The sequence below is a fragment of the Flagellimonas marinaquae genome, assembly GCF_003992675.1.
Lineage (GTDB): Bacteria > Bacteroidota > Bacteroidia > Flavobacteriales > Flavobacteriaceae > Flagellimonas > Flagellimonas marinaquae.
The window spans coordinates 507,715-526,157 of the sequence record NZ_RZMZ01000007.1; the positions used below are offsets into that span (position 1 = coordinate 507,715).

Genomic DNA, 18,443 nt, shown 5'->3' on the forward strand with positions numbered 1-18,443 from the left:
TTAAAAATGGAATAAAGCTTGTAAAAAGTGGTTCAGCAAAGCTGAAATACTATGAATTATGCGTGTCTGGGAGGTTGAAAAAGGTTGTCTCCCCAAATGTGGGAATAGGATATTTGATAATGGAAATTTCCTTTATCGATTAGAAGCAACTCCGGACAGGAATTAATGAAACTGTCTTGACTCAAAATAAAGACGAGTGGTTGGGCACAGGAGGTTTGATGGTGCTGAAACGGAAGTTTTTCGTGCTCTTGCTGTTCCTCTTGGTGTTTTTGGCTGTGGGAAGCCTTGAGCTCTCCGTAGTGTTTGGATACAAATACCATAAAGTCGTCACCATATTCCTCACTGTGGAATTGGTAATGCTCAACTAATTCTCCAAGTTCAATCAAATCCTTTAAATGGATATTGGCACTTTGGAGCAGAACGAGCAAGGATATCCCTATGATTACAATTTTATTCATCCTGACGACATAAAATTACAAATAATAGGTCGTAGGAAGCCTATGGGATTCTAATTTAGGATCAGTCTCATTTTAAAACCATGAGGCCCTTATTGGGCCTCTATGGTTGAAATTCCGTTCTCAGCTAAAATAGCATTCACCTTTGGAAGGTCGTTCTCCAATGCATTGTTTAGTTTGGCCATGTGGCCGTTCAACTCTTCTGTCAGTTCTTCGTATACCACGTAGGCGGCATCCGTTGGACGTGCATCCCCGTTTTCAATGCTTCGTTGTAAAGCATTGAACCTATTGTTCAATTTGATGGGGAAATTCAATGGATCTTGTCCTGATTGGTTTTTGGTTTGATAGAGGTCCTCCTCGATTTCGGTCAAGGTTTCCATAAAATCTTGGGATAGCTTTGTAAACTTTCTACTGGTGATTCCCTTGCCCAAACTATCTAATTGTTTGCGAATGCTTCTAATTTGAATGACTGCTTCATTGGCAATAGTGGCTTTTTGGGTGATTTTGGAAGCCAATTCGAACTGTTGTTGTAGGTCTTCCGCTGTAATTCCCTTCAGGTTGGGGTCTATTTCAATCTCAAACGGATAGCTCTTGATGACTTCATCCCCTACTTTCATTTGCACGGTATAAGTACCCAGTGGAGCTTTCGGGCCAACCTCAGCAGATGCTCCCCAAATAATGATACCATCAAAAGTGGTAGGTCCAGGATACCTTAAGTTCCACGTAAAAGTGTTGATGCCCTTTGCCGTGGTGGGTTTGGTACTGCTAAAACGGCTCCACCACGAAGATTCACCCGAATCCTCATATTTGGGTTGGTTGCCACCAAAAGATTCGATAAGGTTGTTGTTTGCATCAAAAATAGAAAAAGTGATAGTGTCCACCTCTTCTTCCAAGTAGTATTGGAAATTGGCATTGTAAATTCCTCTGATGGCATTGGTGGGCTTAAAAAGAACATTTCTCTGCTCTTTGAGGTCTTCGGAGTATTCCCTGAACGGCTGAATGTCATCCAAGATCCAGAATCCTCGGCCGTGGGAGCCCAATACTACATCGTTGTCCTTTATCACCAAATCCCTGATCGGGGTATCGGGCAAGTTCAATTGAAGGGATTGCCATTCGGCGCCATCGTTTATGGAGAAGTAAACCCCATGCTCGGTAGCCAAGAACAACAGGCCTTCCCTAATATGGTCTTCGCGAATCGCTCTGGCAAAGTGACCGTCTTCTATTCCATTAATGATTTTCGTCCAGGTTTTTCCGTAATCATGTGTTTTAAAAACATACGGGGACCTATCATCTACTTGGTAGCGGTTGGCGGCCACATACAAAGTCCCTGGATTGTGTATGGATTCCTCAATGATGCTTACTCTGGAGTACTTTGGGAGTTCCGTAGGAGTAATGTCCTCCCAGTTTTTACCGCCATCCCGAGTAATATGAATTTTTCCATCATCCGACCCTGCCCAAATGGTGTTGATGTCGTGATTGGATGGTGCCAAAGCAAATACCGTGGCATAAATCTCCGGGCCGTTCATGTCCATAGTAATGACCCCACCGGTTTTGCCCAAGGTCTCAGGGTCGGCATAGGTCAAATCTGGACTTATTTTTTCCCAAGTCTGTCCATCGTTGGTAGTTTTCCAAACATGTTGGGAACAGGTATACATTACGTTTGGGTCTTTTGGTGCAAACATAATGGGGAAGGTCCATTGCCAACGCTCGGGCAACGCACTGGCAGGTTCACCGGAGAAAAACCTTGGATACACCTGAATGTCGCGTGTTTGTCCATTGCTTCGGTCGTATCTGGTCAACAATGCTCCTTGGCTTCCTGCATAAAAAATATCGGGGTTGGTCGGGCTTTGCGTAATCCAACCGCTTTCTCCGCCACCAACAGCGTAGTACCATTCCGAACTCGGTCCTCGAGCTTGCATAAAGTCCCAGCCGTCACTGGGCATAGCCAGAGTGGAATTGTCCTGCTGTGCGCCGGCAACATGGTAGGGGACATCGCTGGTCGCCATCACATGATAAAATTGCGAGGTTGGATAATCCTGTTCGGTCCATGTTTTACCCCCGTTAATGCTTACCACGCCACCTCCATCATTCGAACTTATCATCCGTTCAGGATTGTTCGGGTCAATCCACAAATCATGGTTGTCACCATGTGGAGTGGTAATACGTTCATCAAACGTTTTGCCTCCATCCGTGGATTTATAGAACCCTACATTTAATCCATAGACCACATCTTTGTCTTTTGGGTCTGCATAAACTCTAGAATAATAAAAGGCGCGTTGTCTGAGTTTACGTTCGTTGTTGGTGAGTTCCCAGGTTTTTCCGGCATCATCGGAACGGAAAACACCGCCTTCATTTGCTTCCACAATAGCCCAAACTCGGTTGGAATCGACCGGGGAGACGGTCACCCCAATTTTACCAATGGGACCTTCGGGCATTCCAGGATTTTCGGTCAAATCGGTCCAAGTTTCCCCGCCATCGGTAGACTTCCAAAGTTTACTGTCGGGTCCACCGCCCCACATTTTCCATGCTTTTCGGTATACTTGCCAAGTACTGGCGTACAGCACATAGGGATTGTTTCGGTCTATGATCAAATCAGCGGCACCGGCTTTGTCGCTTACGTAGAGCACTTTTTTCCATGTTTTGCCTCCGTCCACGGATTTAAAAACACCACGTTCCTCGTTTTCTCCGTAGGGGTGTCCCAATGCGGCAACGTAAACAATATCTTCATTGGTGGGGTCTACACGAACTCTGGAAATTGCTTGGGTTTCTTCCAGCCCTAAATGGGTCCAGGTTTCACCGCCATCAGAGGATTTGTATACACCGTCTCCTTGGGTAATGCTTCCACGAAGCTGAGTTTCGCCCATCCCAATATAGACGACATCCGGATTGGTTTCGGCTACGGCAACAGCTCCTACGGACGAACTCGTTACTTGGCCATCTGTAACACATTTCCAGGTGTTTCCGCCGTCAATAGTTTTCCAAAGACCGCCTCCTGTGGCTCCAAAATAATATTCGTTGGGTCTAGAGGGACTCCCAGCTGCTCCTAATGAACGTCCGCCCCGGTTAGGACCAATGTTCCGCCATTCGAAACCGCTATAAAAGCTGGTGTCGACGATACTAGGGGATGCATTTTGTGCGTAAATAAACAATGTTGAAAGGAACATGGAGAGTAATATCCATGTTTTCATCGAGGTTGTTGGCATTCTCATGATGTCAAAGGTTGGTTGTGAGTAGTTAAAATTTATGACACAATTTACTCAATATCGATGAGAAAATTGATCCAAATCACCCAAACCGTTGAATATTTTGAACTATTCGAAAGAATATATTGATTCTTACAAGTCAATCAATAATGAAGCTCTTCCAGAATCACTCCATAATCATGCTGCAAATCTTCATGCAGCAACGGTATTTTCTTTTTGATATACTCCAATTGGCGGTTGTACAAGTTGGTTAGGGTGTTATTTCTGTGGATGGACGGCCGTAGCGATTTCATCTTCTCACAGAAATAGAGCAGCAGTTCCACTTCGGTGGCCTTGTTTCCAGAGTATCGAATGTATTTTTTGATGGTCCTAAGTATTTTCCGAACACTCTTTTTGATATAGAAATAACTATTGGTGTTGATGTCTTCAAACATGGCGTCGACCTCTTCCTTTACCGACTCAATATAGCCTTCTTCGCTGTCGGATTCAAAAAGCAAATAGGTGAGCAATTCTTTGTTTTCTTTTTTGAAGCGGGCCAAACGAAGGCATAGCTGCAAGGTCTCTTCTTGCGATTTGAACTGTAATTCTTTCTTGAGTTGTGTAATGGTAGCAGCCTTCATTCCTTAACTTCTTAGGTAAGATGCGCCATTTACATCGATAATCGTCCCAGAAGAATAGGCCGCTTCGGAAGATGCCAAAAAAAGAATGGCGTGCGCTACCTCTTCCGGTTGGGCCATTCGTTTAAAGGGTGATTCGCGAAGTAAATTTTCCCGTTCGGCGGGGGTTAGGGTTTCTTTGGCCATTTCGGTTTCGGTAAAGCCAGGGGCAACCACTCCAACATAAATGTGATGGGGTGCCAGTTTTTTGGCAAGGGATTGGCTCATGGAATTCAAGGCAGCTTTGCTGGCTCCGTACGCCGGTTTGGTGGGTTCTCCCCGAAACGCTCCGCGCGACGATACATTTACGATATGTCCGCCCCCCGTTTTCATCATGGCCTTGGCTCCCCAATAGCACAAATTAGCCACGGCAAAAAGATTGGTTTCAAAGGTTTTTTCCCAAGCATTGGTCCAATGGTCAAAATTCACTTGGTCAATTTCATGAAAAATGGAAATGCCGGCGTTGTTCACCAAAACGTCCAGTCGGCCATATGCTTTCACAAAATCTTCAATGAGCGCTTCGGTCTCTTGTTTTTGGGAAATGTCCCTTTTAAAAAGTTGGTGGCCTTCGCCCGGTAATTCCGTCAGTGTTTGTTTTGCCACTTCATCATTGCTCCTGTAGTTGAGGCCCACCTTGGCGCCTTTTTTGGCAAATGCCATGGCGGTCGCTTTTCCAATACCTCTTGAAGCTCCTGTTATCAATACGTACTTTCCTGTAAAATCCATAGGGTCAAATATAGCTAGTCTAAGTTCTGGTCTATTTTTTTGATGAGTTTATCAATGTCGGATAAGGTTCGTTTAAGAAAATCATCCTGCATATTGATAAGATAACTGATGCCGTAAAGATCGGAAAGAAAAACAGAACTTTTATGCAGTTCCACCTCATCAATGGGTTTGAGCTCCGTATCCAAGTTTAATTGTGCTTTGGCAAATTCCCGAGTAAAGAATTCAGGAAAAGCCTCGTCCACTACTTTTCGGTTCATTTGCACCAAACGTTCTTGGAGACCTTCCGCATAGTTGTATTCATAGTAATTGGTTAACATATTTTTCAATTGGTTGTCCTGGATTACACTAATTGTTTCAGCCGAAATCATATTGTTGAAGGTGGTGGAACTGGGCTCAAAAAGGCGATAATCCACAAATACGTCCGTAGATCGATCTAATATGGCAAGGCGCTCCCTATTGTTGAGTGTATCGGAAAAAATGCCCATCATTTCGCCGATCACTTTCTTCTTTTGGATGTTGTATTCCAACACCTTTTTTATGGCCAATGAATCTTGAATGAGCGTCGATTTGATTTCGCTGAGGTAAAACTGTTCCTTGTCGTTCTGTATTTTTTGATTATTACAGGTGTTGATTTGCAGTGCTATCAGGATACCGATTACTACAAGTACAATTTCCCCCGCGGCATAAACAAGATACTTTGAGAATTTGTTCTCGGTCAATAGGGATTTCCTGAGTTTTCTAAAGATGGTCGGCATGGCTAGTGGTTTGTTTAAAGATAATAAGTTAGCACACAATATTCTACAGATTCACATGTTGTTCTATTGATTACTTTTGTTTGTGACGCATTGCTTATTTGTGCACAGGAATTTTCGAGACATATGATGAAATCAAAAAAGAGACATTGGTTATGGAATTTGTTGATTGTCATGACCCTGTTGCTGTGTGTTCTTGTATTTGTGGAACATTATAAAAACTGGCACAAGATTGAGGAGGGGTATCTTAAGATATACTCTGGAATCTATTATCAAAAAATACCTTTGGCGGAATTGGATAGTGTGTTTTTGGTGGAAAAACTACCGGAAATGGAACGGTCCAGTGGATTTTCTTGGATGGAAAGGGAGAAAGGGGTCTTTAACGATTCCATCACCAACACCAAGGTCTATGTTTTTGTGGATGATTTGTATCAACAAAAAATAAAGTTGGTGCACCACGATTCCTTAAAGATGTATGTGAATTTGAGAGATAGTCTTAAAACTGCCGAATTATTCGCAATTTTACGGACTGAATTATTGAACAAAACGGAAACCGAAAAAGAAGTCCAATAGGTATGAAGGCATTTCTCTTTTTTCTCTTATTGCCCGTTGTGGGCTTCGCACAGAACACATTGAGCGTTCGGGTGAACAACGTGGCCAATCCTAAAGGTCGTATCAGTGTTGCGGTATATAATTCGGACGAAACCTTTTTATCCTTCGACCGTGTGTTGAAATCCGACAGCGTAGCTGCGAATATAGGCAGTGTGGAACTCCATATTGCCGATCTTCCACCTGGAGAATATGCCTTGGCCGTATTTCATGATGAAAACAACAACGGCAAACTCGACACCAATTGGTTGGGCATACCCAAGGAAAAGGTGGCATTCTCCAATGCCAAGATGAAGACGTTTGGTCCGCCCAAATATCACGAGTGCGCTTTTAAGATGATTTCGGACCACGAAATCCATATTGACCTTTAATCCAACAGTACTATGGGAACAATTTTTATGGCCCAGCTCATGGGCGCGTTGTACGGACTTTTAGCAGTAATATTTGGAGCTTTTGGCGCCCATGCCCTAAAAAAGAAATTGACCCCCGAACTGCTACAAAGTTTTGAGACAGGGGTCAAATATCAAATGTACCATGGCATTGTGCTAATGATCCTGGGCTTTAACCTTAACTTTGATAAGCCATTGGATGGTTGGATAGTCAACTGCTTTATTTTTGGCACGTTACTCTTTTCCTTTAGTATTTACGCACTCTGTTTGGGAGCGGTAAAAGGCAACAAGCCACGTTTTTTGGGCCCAGTGACCCCAATCGGGGGACTATTGTTGGTCGTTGGTTGGGCCCTTTTGCTTTATTCCTTTGTTGCCAATTTAATCTAGAGGCGCAGGTACATATTCCCATTAATGGTATTCAGCTGTAGGCGGTGCGTGGCGTTATCGAAACGGCCTTCCACTTTTTGCCCCACGTAACGGTCGGTCACGGTGAGGTTTAAGCCTTCATCTGCATAAATATTCCCGTGGATGGTCTCTGCTACCAATCTGGAATCCTTCATCACCAAATCTATTTCGCCGTTGATGGTCTTAAGGTCCATATTGCCATCGTATTTCTTGATTTCGATATCTCCATTGATCAAATCTGCGGTAAAGTCTCCTTCAACATAATCTGATGAAAGGTCACCGTTAATGCTGCTTACCTTGAAAGTAGCTCCCTTGGGTACATAAAGCACATAGTTGAACTCATAACTGTCCCCTTTAAAATAATATCCCTTTTTATTTGGTCTTGTTTTCTCCCACTCGGCTTTAAAAGCGTCAAAAACATCCTTTACGTTGGAAGCGATGCTTAGGAAACTGTTGCTTTCATCAATATCCAGTTTAAACTTGTCCAAGTACTTTCCATCTTCAATAGTGATGTCGGCCTTAAAATAAATGGTGGATTTGTCCCATGTCTTTACCTCGATGCTGTTGGCAAATTTGACATCCAAATCTATGGACTGACCAGAGTAGTTGAAGTTTTTTTCGATGACTTTCTGTGCACTTAGGGTAAGTGTGGCCAACCCTAAAAATGCCGTGATAATGATTTTTTTCATGACTGTTCGATTTTTGATTTTAATATTGAATAGATGTTTTGTCATCTTGAGCGCAGTCGAGATGTAACAGTTTTCTTTATTTTTTTCTGAGGTACATGTTTCCATTGGTGGATTTCATGGAAATTTTGACGCCACCTCCGTTTATGGATGCCTTGATATCCCTTCCCAAGACGGACTTTAATCCGTTTTTATCCTCGGCTTTTACGTCAAAATCCGTGTACACATTTCCATTGAGGGTGCTCAAGGCCAAATTGGCCGGAGTGTTGGCTGGAAGACTGACATCTACTGCACCGTTGGTCGAATACAAAGAAATAGGAGAGTTTTGGGTTACCGTTCCAAAAACTACTTCCAGTTGTCCGTTTAGGGAGTTGGCGGTGACAGGTCCGTTTACGTTGGTGATACGTACCCCTCCATTGAGTTGGGCATCGGCTTCAATTTCACCCGAAAAACCGTCGATTTCAATATCTCCGTTCCAAGTGCTTTTTACAGCGAGGTTCTGCGAAGCGGGCAAATAGATTTCGGCCCCTTTGTTTTTGCGTAGGTTGTACACGATTAGTGTATTCCCGTCCTGCACCACGGAGAAGCCTACGTTGGTGTTGTCCGTGCCACCTTCGCCTACCAATTTTAAGCCTTTGGCGCGATCAGGTGTTTTAACCTCTGGTCCGGATTTGATCAACAATTCATTGGTGTTGTGTGTTTTTACCACAATATCCGTTTTGGACTCGATTTTCACCCATTGTATTCCGTTTAGGGATTTGGTGTAATCGTTTTGCGCTTTGGCCACGGCCCCTGCAAAAAGGGCCATTGCAATAATTGTGAATTTTCTCATGATATTCGCTTTTTTGATGTTTATGATATACTTGGCAATACTGCCCTGATTTGATCCTTGATAAAGGGTTGTGTGTCTTCTTTTTCCAATAATTTTTTCATGGGTTCGGCCGCTTTTTTCTCCTGGATTTGTACCAAGGCTTGAATGATGGCCACTTGTATGCTTGGATTCTTTTCTTGCTCCAAGGCCTCGATAAAAGTGGTTTTTACCGTTTCGGAGGAGGTAAATTTCACCAGCGCTTCAAATGCGGTCATCCGTACATTGTCGTTTTCATCGTACAGCAATCGGTCGGCAAGAGCTTGGATAATGGCTTCATCGGGCTGTTCAAATTCCTCGATATAGTTTACCCCTTGAATACGCTTGCTTGCTGATTGATTTTCCATTAGGGACAACATCGCCGTTTGCTTCATCTGTTTGGTTTCATCTTGGAGTTGGGCAATATCCGTGTCTACTTTTCTTTGTTGAAAAATGCTTCCCATCTGAAAAGCAGCCACCAATAGGGCAATGCTTGCTGCAATTTTCAATACATTCCCTGCCCAGTTGGATGATTTTTGGCTCTTCATGTGAACCACTTTTCCCTGCTGTATTTTTTCCAGTTCCAGAGCTGCCTCGAACTTGGATTGGAGTCTATCTGTAGGAGTGGGTATCTCTTCTTCAAAAACCTGCAAAAAGGATTTCATCTCTTCCAGTTCTTTTCTGCACTCAGGATATCGTTGGATATGCTTTTCGAATTCGGCTCTCTGCGTTGCATCCATCGTATTATCCAAATAGTCAGGTATTAGGTCAAAAACTTGTTGCTTTTTCATGGCTCTATACTTTCTAAATAGATATTCTTCAATTTTTTCAAAATCCTGCACACTCTGGTCTTTACGGCTCCAGGGGTACTTCCCATAATTTCCGCAAGGTCATCGTACTTAATTTCCTGGTATCGGTTCAAGATAATGAGCTCCCTGTCGTATGGATCAAGTTGGCTTAGGGCAAATTGTAAGTGGGCATTGTTTTCCGACACTTCATTCTCCTCTTCCACTGCCTTGTATTCCAAAACCTCGATATCGTCGTGGGATTTATGGTTTCGGGTGAAATGGGTCTTTACATTGTTCCGTGCAATGGTGAACATCCACGACACAAATGACCCGTTGTTGTAGGTAGCCCTATACTTGATCAGTTTGTAAAAAACATCTTGTGTAAGATCTTCGGCCAACATTCGATCTCCCGACATTTTATACAGAAAATTGTATACGTGTTTATGATGTCGGTCAAAAAGTACCCTGAGCAAATCCAAGTTCCCCTCGGACACCTTTTGCATGATCATCTCATCTGAAAGCGTTTCCAAATGCTGTTGTTTTAGTTGGCGTTTATCTTATATAGTCAAGAAATTGGGAAAGGTTACACAGAAGGGGAATTGTTTTGCTTGCGGTATGATGTTTTATTGAAAAGTAGTGATTTTTATGACCCCACTGGCACCTCTGGAGCCATAGGAGCCTGCCTCCGAACCGCTCAATACTTCGATGTCCTTCACGGTGGCACTGTCCACTAATTGATCTAGCGACTCAAACGAATTGCCCAATATATATCCATTCAGCACATAAAGCGGCTCTGTGGCCGTTCCAGAGATTTGATTGGCGGATTTGATAAAATAGGGTATGCCGCCCCTTAGCGTTATTCCCGGCAAACGCCTTATCCTATCGATTAGATCAATGGTCTTGTTATTTTGCGTCTGGATTTCTTGGGCAGCGTACTTGCTATACGATGGGTTTTTACTTGATGAACAACTTGCAAAAGGCATCAAGATGATGAGCAAGAAAATGGATGTGAGGTTTTTCATGGGAACAAAATGTCCAACAATCTATGGATTTTAATACAAAATGAACCCAAAAAATATCTTATAAATCAACCACAACCGCAATCATCAGAGCCACAGGAACCAGAATTGTTCTTCCCTTTTCCGAAGATTGATTTGGGAAGTAGAAATTTCCAGACCAAATAGCCGGCAGCAATCAATAAGGTAGCATAAACCAATATCTGTTGGATCATAAGAAGATTAAATTAGGATTTGATAGGCCAGTAAAGCTATAAGATAAGCAAAAACACTCATAAAGCCCAATTGAATCATGGGCCATTTCCACGAATTGGTCTCTCGCTTTACAATGGCAAGGGTACTCATACATTGCATGGCGAATGCGTAGAACAACATGAGCGAAATACCGGATGCCAAATTGAACAAGGGTTTGCCGTTTTCATCCAGTTCTGCGGCCATTCGCTTTTTAATGGTTTCTTCCTCATCACTCCCTACACTGTAAATAGTCGCCAAGGTGCCCACAAAGACCTCTCGGGCAGCAAAGGAGGTCAGTACCGCGATGCCAATTTTCCAATCGTAGCCCAAGGGTTTCACCAAGGGTTCAAATGCTTTTCCGGCCTGGCCAATGTAGGAGTGCTCCAATTTGTAACTGGCTATCTCCTGTGCAACGGCCCTTTCGGTGAGCTCCTCCCTCAAAGTCCTTAGGGAATCTTCAATGGAGTTGGGTGCAATTCCTTTGGCCAAGGCGTTCTCCCTTTGGGAGGCAATGTTATTTTGGATGTAATTTTTGCTATAGGTGCTCAATCCCTCGTTTTGGATTCTTTCGGTTACGATGGTCTCGGCATTTTGAAAATCATCCGAATAACCGTTGGAGCCCAAAAACCAAAGTATGATGGATATGGCCAAAATGATTTTACCTGCCCCCCAAACAAAGCTTTTTGTTTTTTCAATAACGGTATACACTACATTTTTAAGCAATGGAAGACGATACGTTGGCATTTCCACCATAAAGACGGACCTGCTCTTGATCTTAAGCATCTTGTTGAGTACCATGGCAGAAAACAATGCCATTCCAAAGCCGATGAGGTAAAGGAGCATCAATGTCAATGCCTGATAACTTAGGCCCAAAATACTGCCCTCTGGGATTACCAAGGCAATCAAGATTAGATAGACCGGCAATCTGGCGGAACAGGTAGTAAATGGGGTTACGAGAATGGTAATGAGCCTTTCTTTCCAATTTTCAATCGTACGGGTGGCCATAATGGCGGGTATGGCACAAGCATTTCCTGAAATGAGGGGTACCACACTTTTTCCGCTCAATCCAAAGGGACGCATCAATCGGTCCATCAAGAAAACTACACGGCTCATATACCCGGATTCTTCCAAAAGGGAGATGAAGAGGAACAGGAAGGCAATCTGCGGGATAAATATGACGATACCTCCGATTCCCGCCACGATTCCTTCGGCAAGCAAATCGGTAAAGACCCCGGGCGGCAATGTGGCCTTTATCCATTCGGCCGCTAGGGCAAAATTTTCATCGATAAAGTCCATGGGGTAGGAGCTCCATTCAAAAATGGCTTGGAAAATCAGCAGTAATATGGCAAAGAAGATCAGGTAGCCAAAGATTTTGTGCGTCAAGATTTTGTCCAATGAAGCACGGAGTCCTTTGGCCGCCAAAAAATCCACCTTGTAAGTATCCTTCAAGATATTGTTGATAAGCTGGTAGCGGAGCACGGTTTCCTTGTGCTGTAACTTTTTGAGCTCATCTTTTGATTTGGTGGAGAAATCTGTGGCATCTTTGATGCGCTTCTTTTCAATGGGCATAAAGTTGACGTCCTGAGTGATGACCAGCCATAGTTTATACAGGTCGTTTTGCGGGAATGTCTTTTTAAGCCGTTCAAAATATGCTGGGGAAATTCGGGCTGGATCTAACAGCGGTTTGGAAGAGACATTCTTGTAATCGGCGATCAACTCTTTGATGCGGTCTATGCCTGTATTTTTACGGGTACTGACCAAGGCGATTTTGGTGTCCAACTTTTTTTCCATGGCGGGCACATCCAATGAAATCCCCTTTCGGTCCATCCTATCGGCCATATTGATTACCAGAATGGTCGGAATCTTTAGATCCTTGATCTGGGTAAAGAGCAAGAGGTTCCGTTTGAGGTTTTCCACATCGCTGATGACCACGGCCACATCGGGATAGTCCTTGTCGTTTTTATTGAGCAACAGTTCCACTACCAAACTTTCGTCGAGGGAGGTGGTGTTTAAGCTGTAGGTTCCTGGTAAATCGAGGATGTGTGCTTTTACTCCTCTGGGGAGCTTGCATATACCCTCCTTTTTTTCCACGGTGATCCCGGGATAGTTGCCTACTTTTTGTTTAAGACCGGTAAGTTGGTTAAAAACTGATGTTTTCCCCGTATTGGGATTCCCGATGAGGGCTACGTTGATGTTTTTGCTCATTTGGGCTGTGTTTCTTCAATAATTTCCAACTCAATGAGCTGTGCCAAGGACCGTCGTATGGCCAAGTGGCTTCCGCTAAGGTTGATGTAAATGGGGTCGTTGAGCGGGGCTATGCGCAATAACTCTACGCTATTACCGGGCAGGCATCCCAGTTCCATCAGTTTTACCGGGAAATCGCTCTCCGAAAAACTTTTGATTATTCCCCTTTGTCCGTACCTTAAATCTGCTACTGTTGCCACTGCTTTTATTTAGAATAAATATAAGTAAGGCCAAAAATAAGTAAAAATGGGGAACTACGGGAAGCAATCATAAAGAAAGAAGATAAGTATTACTCCTTGTAACTTGCCTTGAGGATTTCTAAATCTTCCAGAAGTTTAGCTATTTCTTCACGGTCGGTGCCATCGTAAAACCCACGAATTCTTTTTTCTTTATCCACCAGAATAAAGTTTTCGGTATGGATCATATCGAATGGACCTCCGTCACCATCATTTTTAACGGCCAAATACGATTTTCGAGCAAGCTCGTAGATTTGTTTCTTATCTCCTGTAACCAAATTCCATTTGCTATCGATAACGCCTTTTTCCCTTGCATACCTTTTTAGTTGGGCCACACTGTCAATATCTGGGGTAACGGAGTGGGAGAGCAACATAACGTTGGGGTCGTCCTTGATCACTTCTTGCACCTCGGCCATATTTTTGGTCATGATGGGGCAAATGGTAGGGCAGGTGGTAAAGAAGAAGTCGGCCACATATATTTTACCTTTGTAGTTGTCTTGGGTAATGGTGTCCCCGTTCTGGTTGACCAATGAAAAATCAGCAATTTTATGGTACTTTTTGGTGTAGTGTAGGGTACTGTCCACCAAAGATTTATCCACCATGGAAGGTTGGTACACCGGAAGCATTTTCTGGGGTTGAAGGGCATTGTAGAACAAATAGACAATGATGGCGGAAAGGACCAACATGACTATCCCGAACATTTTGTACTTGGCAAAGAATGATAGCATAGATACAAAATTACGGCCCAAATGGCTATTCATCAAAGAGAAAGGAAAGTTTTGATGCTAAATCTTTCTTAAATCCTATTGGGATGAAAAGCGGGGGTTTTTTTATCAATCCCTAAAAGGTTACTTTTGTTCGTTTTAACAAAACACGACGGATGACCCCTATAGTTATAAAGACCATACAATTCTTTTTGAGCTTATCGCTTTTGATCGTGCTGCACGAGCTGGGCCACTTTATCCCAGCAAAGCTTTTCAAGACCAGGGTGGAGAAGTTTTACCTCTTTTTTGATGTGAAATTTTCCCTCTTCAAAAAGAAGATCGGCGAAACGGTTTATGGTATTGGTTGGCTGCCTTTGGGCGGGTATGTAAAAATATCCGGTATGATCGATGAGAGCATGGACAAGGAGCAGATGAAACAAGAGCCCAAGCCATGGGAATTCCGAAGCAAGCCTGCTTGGCAACGTTTGATCATTATGCTGGGCGGGGTAACCGTGAACTTTGTTTTGGCGGTCGTTATTTATATCGGAATGGCCTATACCTACGGTGAACAATATATCCCCATGAACAGTCTAAAAGATGGCGTGTGGGTGCTCGAAAAGGAAATCGGTGACGAAGTAGGCATACAAACAGGTGACAAGATTATCGCCGTGGACGGCGAGGAACTCAAAACCTTCAACAGTGTTTTTATCGAGCTCATCAATGGAAATCGCATTACCATAGAAAGGGACGGAGAACGCATCGAAAAGGAAATACCAGTTGACTTTATTTCGACCTTGATCGAGGACGAAGATAAGGTTCGGTTTTTGTTTTATCGGACTCCGTTTATGGTAAACAACGTTCCTGATACTTCACATAATAAGAACGCTGGATTTAGACCAAAGGATGAGTTTTTGGCCATCAATGGGGAACCTGCCATTTATAGGGACCAAGTGATGGATCAATTGGAACAAAACAAGGGTAAGGATATCAATGTGCTGGTCCGTCGGGAAGATGGTACGGAGCATCAAGTGACAGCATCGGTCAACAGTGATGGTAAATTGGGGATTGTTACAGCACCCATTACCATGGAAGAGATGGAACAAAGAGGGATTTTAAAGGTGGAAACAGAGACCTATTCGTTTTTGGAATCCATTCCAGCCGGAATCAACAAAGGAGTTTCTACACTTTCGAGTTACATGAAGCAGCTCAAGAAGATTTTTAACCCAGAGACGGGCGCTTATAAAGGTGTGGGAGGTTTTGCAGCCATTGGAGGTATGTTCCCCGACACTTGGAACTGGCCAGCTTTTTGGGCGACAACGGCTTTTATTTCCATTATTTTGGCCTTTATGAACATTTTGCCGATTCCTGCCCTTGATGGTGGACACGTGATGTTCCTGCTGTATGAAATGGTAACGGGCCGTAAACCGAGCGATAAGTTTTTGGAGTATGCCCAAATGGTCGGCTTCTTTTTGTTGATTGCATTATTGTTGTTTGCGAATGGCAACGATTTGTATAAATGGTTGTTTAAATAGAAAACCATTTTTTTTGTTTGTAGTGTAAAAAAGAATCCATTATATTTGCACCCGCTTAAGGTAAAATATTCCTCCTTAGCTCAGTTGGTTAGAGCATCTGACTGTTAATCAGAGGGTCCTTGGTTCGAGCCCAAGAGGGGGAGCAATTAAAATGATAAAACCGTTATACTGTTATAGTGTAGCGGTTTTTTTAATTTATAATAATTATCTTCATGTAACCAATAAAGTAAATCAATATGGAAAAAAATGTTTCTAAAGTAAGAGCACATGATGCTATTGTAGGAGTCTTGTATTTAATCAGTGCAGCCTTAACGCTATACACATCCAACTTGAACTTTGTGTGGATCGCAGTAGCAGTTGGTGGACTTCAACTTATAAGTCCAATGACAAAATTCTGCCCGGTTTATTTCATCCTTAATAAACTCATGCCAAATACTGACCCTATTCAGAATGGTAAGTAAAACTTAAGTCATAAATAGAATTGTTTGTGCTGCAACTTTGAATAATTGGGGGGAGCAGATACAGTAAGGCTTCAGAGAAATTCACACTCTGGAGCTTTTTTTATTTGCACGCAATTTGCACGCGGATTGAAAAAAATGTTATTTGAACCCAAACTTTAATATTTCAGGCTAAAATTTTCCCGAATAATATAATATTTAACCCAAATACTTACCCTTAACTTTTGTACATGGTTCCTGTTCCAATTTTATAGTGTTCAGGATTTAAATTCACTAAAAGATTTAGTTGTCCTGCAGCTTTGAACAACATGGGGATTACTAAAAATCAATTATTTCTTTTAGGAAGTTTCTAAATTCATAATATTCAAGGTTGCAATAAAAAGGAGAATTTAATCTTGGTTTATTTTTCTTAAAGTTTGTGTAATATCTTTACGACTTTTATGGTCCAACACTTCTCGAGTCATTGACAACACCCAACCATTTTGTAGTCTATTTTTTTTAGCATATTCCAGTACCGTTTCTTTTGGATATAGCATCGCCTTTAATACCTTTCCTACATTATTGGATATTCCGGTGATATTGACCCCCATTCCGGAAGTCATTGACCCCTGTGTAGATTTTGGTCAAAACGATACCTCACTGACAAACTTACAGTTTTTTCTTAGACTATCACCTTTTAATTCGATCCTGTGCGAGGTATGCACCAAGATATTGATGGAAATGGAGTGGGCGATGTTTGCGATGTGACCAAGGTATGTGGTGCCGAAGCCATCACTCCCAACGGTGATGGTATCAATGACAGGTGGGTTATTCAAAACCTCCAGAATTATCCGAACCATGAAGTTCGTGTTTTCAATACTTGGGGGCAACAGGTATTTGTGGCCAAAGGATATGACAATACGTTGGATGGGAGTTTAAAAACGAACAGAGCAGCATTGCCTCGATCATCGTATTATTATCAAATTGATTTGGATGGTAATGGAAAGATTGATTTTGATGGTTGGATTTATGTGGTACGAGAGAACTAAGTGGTGAAATTGAAAAATTTCCTAAGGGCTTTTGTTCTTGATAGTGTTGATGCCGTGACAGGGGTCAAAGTGCTTAGTAGTGCTCAAGGTGAACGACAATTCCCTCTATGATTCGTTTATACCCAAATGGTTATGGTTATTACTTCGTTGGCGTGGTTGAAGAAGCCTTAGAGTTAATTTTAAGGTCCAAAGTGGAGTTCCAGGGATGATTTTAGGTATAACATTAGTATCGATTGCCATTGCTTTGGTAATTTTTTATTACAATTTCCATAAGAATAGGAATACCCTTTTCCTTAGTGGGTTCATCATCCTACTCTCCATTTACAGTTTGGCACACTATTTTACAGGGGTAGCGTTTTCTTCGGTGCCGGCGACCATATTGTACAATCACTTTACGCCCTTGTTTCTATTATTGGGTCCTTTTATATTTTTTTATACCCGTGGTCTTTTTTGTGATAAGACACAACTACATTTTAGGGATTGGCTTCATTTTTTGCCCGCCATTGTCCAGTTAGGATTGATCTCAGACTATTTTTTGATTCCTTTTGAGGCCAAGAAGGAGACCTTGGTTTTTCTGAGATCGAATCTCGATCAGATAGATCAGTTTGATTTTAATCTATGGTTTTCCCATGGTATGAATAATGTCATCCGCATTTCTTCTTTGTTGATTTATATCTGTGTAGACCTGTATCTTATCTTTTTTGTTTCGGCCGGAAAGAAACGGTTTTCTTACATTCGATTACATTCCATCCGTCAATGGCTAATGGTTTTCCATATACTGGTGATGACCATCGTTGTTGCCTATGCCATTTTTATGTGGAGATTTCAGCAGGACCCCTATTTTTTGGATTCGGATGCAAGTGACTTAATATTGGTGTTCGCTGCGCTTGGGATTTTTGGGTTGAATATTGCTTTTTTTCTTTTTCCTGAAGCTATCTATGGAGTACTCCGGATTTCTCCAGAGTATTATTCCTTAAATGGAGAATCTGAGTTGAAACCGGAGCCGCTACCTGGTGATATCAAAAAAACCGTATCCACGGAAAATCTGTATTTATCCGGATTGAAATCAAGAATTGAGAAGTATATGAGTGATGGGGAGCCCTATCTATCTAAGGATTTTAATTTGTCTGTTATGGCTCGGGATATGAATGTACCGCACCACCATATCACTTTATGCTTTAAAGATGTATTTCAAACGACTTTTACGGCATATAAAACGGTTTTACGGGTTCAAAAGGCCAAGGAGATGTTGTGTAGTGAATCCACGGATGTCATTACCATTGAGGCTGTTGGTGAAGAGTGTGGGTTTGCATCTCGATCCGCTTTTTATGCGGCCTTCAAAAAGGTCAAAGGAGTCAATCCGGGAGTATATAAGGCTTCTTTTAGATAGTTTTTTGTTCGGTTTTGTGAAAACAGGACACCATATCCTTTGGAAAGGCAATGACTTAAAGTTCGAAATATACCTTTGCTGATTT

Annotated in this window: 21 protein-coding genes and 1 tRNA gene; 8 read left to right on the plus strand and 14 right to left on the minus strand. The window is 42.4% G+C overall.

Going from position 1 to position 18,443, the window contains the following annotated elements:
• Positions 1-56 precede the first annotated feature (56 nt).
• The 5 genes from EO130_RS05790 to EO130_RS05810 form a co-directional block, all read right to left on the minus strand.
• The gene (locus EO130_RS05790; RefSeq protein WP_127140569.1) at positions 57-458 is read right to left on the minus strand and encodes a hypothetical protein; all 402 of its coding nucleotides are present in this window, start codon (positions 456-458) and stop codon (positions 57-59) included.
• 89 nt (positions 459-547) lie between these two features.
• A complete protein-coding gene (locus EO130_RS05795) occupies positions 548-3,664 on the minus strand; it encodes a VPS10 domain-containing protein (protein WP_127140570.1) in 3,117 nt (1,038 codons plus the stop codon).
• A 137-nt stretch (positions 3,665-3,801) separates the two neighbouring features.
• On the minus strand, positions 3,802-4,278 hold the full coding sequence (locus tag EO130_RS05800; RefSeq protein WP_127140571.1) for a hypothetical protein: 477 nt from the start codon (positions 4,276-4,278) through the stop codon (positions 3,802-3,804).
• Positions 4,279-4,281: 3 nt separating this feature from the next.
• Positions 4,282-5,040, minus strand: coding sequence for an SDR family NAD(P)-dependent oxidoreductase (locus EO130_RS05805; RefSeq protein WP_127140572.1), 759 nt, complete (start codon positions 5,038-5,040; stop codon positions 4,282-4,284).
• Between the two features lie 14 nt (positions 5,041-5,054).
• Complete coding sequence (locus tag EO130_RS05810; RefSeq protein ID WP_127140573.1) at positions 5,055-5,795, minus strand: DUF6090 family protein; 741 nt, start codon at positions 5,793-5,795, stop codon at positions 5,055-5,057.
• A 123-nt stretch (positions 5,796-5,918) separates the two neighbouring features.
• Here EO130_RS05810 and EO130_RS05815 point away from each other — a divergent pair, with 123 nt between their 5' ends.
• Genes EO130_RS05815 through EO130_RS05825 form a run of 3 tightly spaced genes read left to right on the plus strand, consistent with a single transcriptional unit; the run spans position 5,919 to position 7,177 of the window.
• Positions 5,919-6,365: a hypothetical protein gene (locus EO130_RS05815; protein ID WP_241244303.1), complete on the plus strand. Its 447-nt coding sequence runs from the start codon at positions 5,919-5,921 to the stop codon at positions 6,363-6,365.
• Positions 6,366-6,367: 2 nt separating this feature from the next.
• A complete protein-coding gene (locus EO130_RS05820) occupies positions 6,368-6,772 on the plus strand; it encodes a DUF2141 domain-containing protein (RefSeq protein WP_127140574.1) in 405 nt (134 codons plus the stop codon).
• Positions 6,773-6,784: 12 nt separating this feature from the next.
• Positions 6,785-7,177, plus strand: coding sequence for a DUF423 domain-containing protein (locus tag EO130_RS05825; protein ID WP_127140575.1), 393 nt, complete (start codon positions 6,785-6,787; stop codon positions 7,175-7,177).
• On the opposite strand, the gene EO130_RS05830 is transcribed toward EO130_RS05825, so the two are convergent.
• The 8 genes from EO130_RS05830 to EO130_RS05865 all read right to left on the minus strand — a co-directional run bounded on the left by EO130_RS05830 (position 7,174) and on the right by EO130_RS05865 (position 13,974).
• Complete coding sequence (locus EO130_RS05830; RefSeq protein ID WP_127140576.1) at positions 7,174-7,884, minus strand: DUF4097 family beta strand repeat-containing protein; 711 nt, start codon at positions 7,882-7,884, stop codon at positions 7,174-7,176. The two genes, EO130_RS05825 and EO130_RS05830, sit on opposite strands and share 4 nt — an antisense overlap.
• A gap of 76 nt (positions 7,885-7,960) precedes the next feature.
• Positions 7,961-8,713: a DUF4097 family beta strand repeat-containing protein gene (locus EO130_RS05835; protein ID WP_127140577.1), complete on the minus strand. Its 753-nt coding sequence runs from the start codon at positions 8,711-8,713 to the stop codon at positions 7,961-7,963.
• A gap of 20 nt (positions 8,714-8,733) precedes the next feature.
• Positions 8,734-9,519, minus strand: a complete 786-nt coding sequence (locus EO130_RS05840; RefSeq protein WP_127140578.1) for a HEAT repeat domain-containing protein — start codon at positions 9,517-9,519, stop codon at positions 8,734-8,736.
• Complete coding sequence (locus tag EO130_RS05845; protein ID WP_127140579.1) at positions 9,516-10,046, minus strand: RNA polymerase sigma factor; 531 nt, start codon at positions 10,044-10,046, stop codon at positions 9,516-9,518. Before EO130_RS05845 ends, EO130_RS05840 begins: the two co-directional genes overlap by 4 nt.
• Positions 10,047-10,139: 93 nt before the next feature.
• Positions 10,140-10,538: a TonB-dependent receptor plug domain-containing protein gene (locus EO130_RS05850; protein ID WP_127140580.1), complete on the minus strand. Its 399-nt coding sequence runs from the start codon at positions 10,536-10,538 to the stop codon at positions 10,140-10,142.
• A 216-nt stretch (positions 10,539-10,754) separates the two neighbouring features.
• A complete protein-coding gene (gene feoB, locus EO130_RS05855) occupies positions 10,755-12,971 on the minus strand; it encodes a ferrous iron transport protein B (RefSeq protein ID WP_127140581.1) in 2,217 nt (738 codons plus the stop codon).
• Positions 12,968-13,210: a FeoA family protein gene (locus tag EO130_RS05860; protein WP_127140582.1), complete on the minus strand. Its 243-nt coding sequence runs from the start codon at positions 13,208-13,210 to the stop codon at positions 12,968-12,970. Before EO130_RS05860 ends, feoB begins: the two co-directional genes overlap by 4 nt.
• Before the next feature lie 89 nt (positions 13,211-13,299).
• Positions 13,300-13,974 (minus strand): SCO family protein, encoded by a 675-nt coding sequence (locus EO130_RS05865; protein ID WP_127140628.1) that lies wholly within the window; start codon positions 13,972-13,974, stop codon positions 13,300-13,302.
• 152 nt (positions 13,975-14,126) lie between these two features.
• Here EO130_RS05865 and rseP point away from each other — a divergent pair, with 152 nt between their 5' ends.
• The 3 genes from rseP (at position 14,127) to EO130_RS05880 (ending at position 15,943) form a co-directional block, all read left to right on the plus strand.
• A complete protein-coding gene (rseP, locus tag EO130_RS05870; RefSeq protein ID WP_127140583.1) occupies positions 14,127-15,482 on the plus strand; it encodes an RIP metalloprotease RseP in 1,356 nt (451 codons plus the stop codon).
• A gap of 69 nt (positions 15,483-15,551) precedes the next feature.
• A tRNA-Asn gene (locus EO130_RS05875) sits at positions 15,552-15,625 on the plus strand.
• Between the two features lie 93 nt (positions 15,626-15,718).
• Positions 15,719-15,943, plus strand: a complete 225-nt coding sequence (locus tag EO130_RS05880; protein ID WP_127140584.1) for a YgaP family membrane protein — start codon at positions 15,719-15,721, stop codon at positions 15,941-15,943.
• A 386-nt stretch (positions 15,944-16,329) separates the two neighbouring features.
• On the opposite strand, the gene EO130_RS05885 is transcribed toward EO130_RS05880, so the two are convergent.
• The gene (locus EO130_RS05885) at positions 16,330-16,542 is read right to left on the minus strand and encodes a hypothetical protein (protein WP_127140585.1); all 213 of its coding nucleotides are present in this window, start codon (positions 16,540-16,542) and stop codon (positions 16,330-16,332) included.
• A 96-nt stretch (positions 16,543-16,638) separates the two neighbouring features.
• Here EO130_RS05885 and EO130_RS05890 point away from each other — a divergent pair, with 96 nt between their 5' ends.
• On the plus strand, positions 16,639-16,968 hold the full coding sequence (locus EO130_RS05890; RefSeq protein WP_127140586.1) for a gliding motility-associated C-terminal domain-containing protein: 330 nt from the start codon (positions 16,639-16,641) through the stop codon (positions 16,966-16,968).
• 205 nt (positions 16,969-17,173) lie between these two features.
• Positions 17,174-18,358, plus strand: coding sequence for an AraC family transcriptional regulator (locus EO130_RS05895; protein WP_127140587.1), 1,185 nt, complete (start codon positions 17,174-17,176; stop codon positions 18,356-18,358).
• Positions 18,359-18,443: the final 85 nt, after the last annotated feature.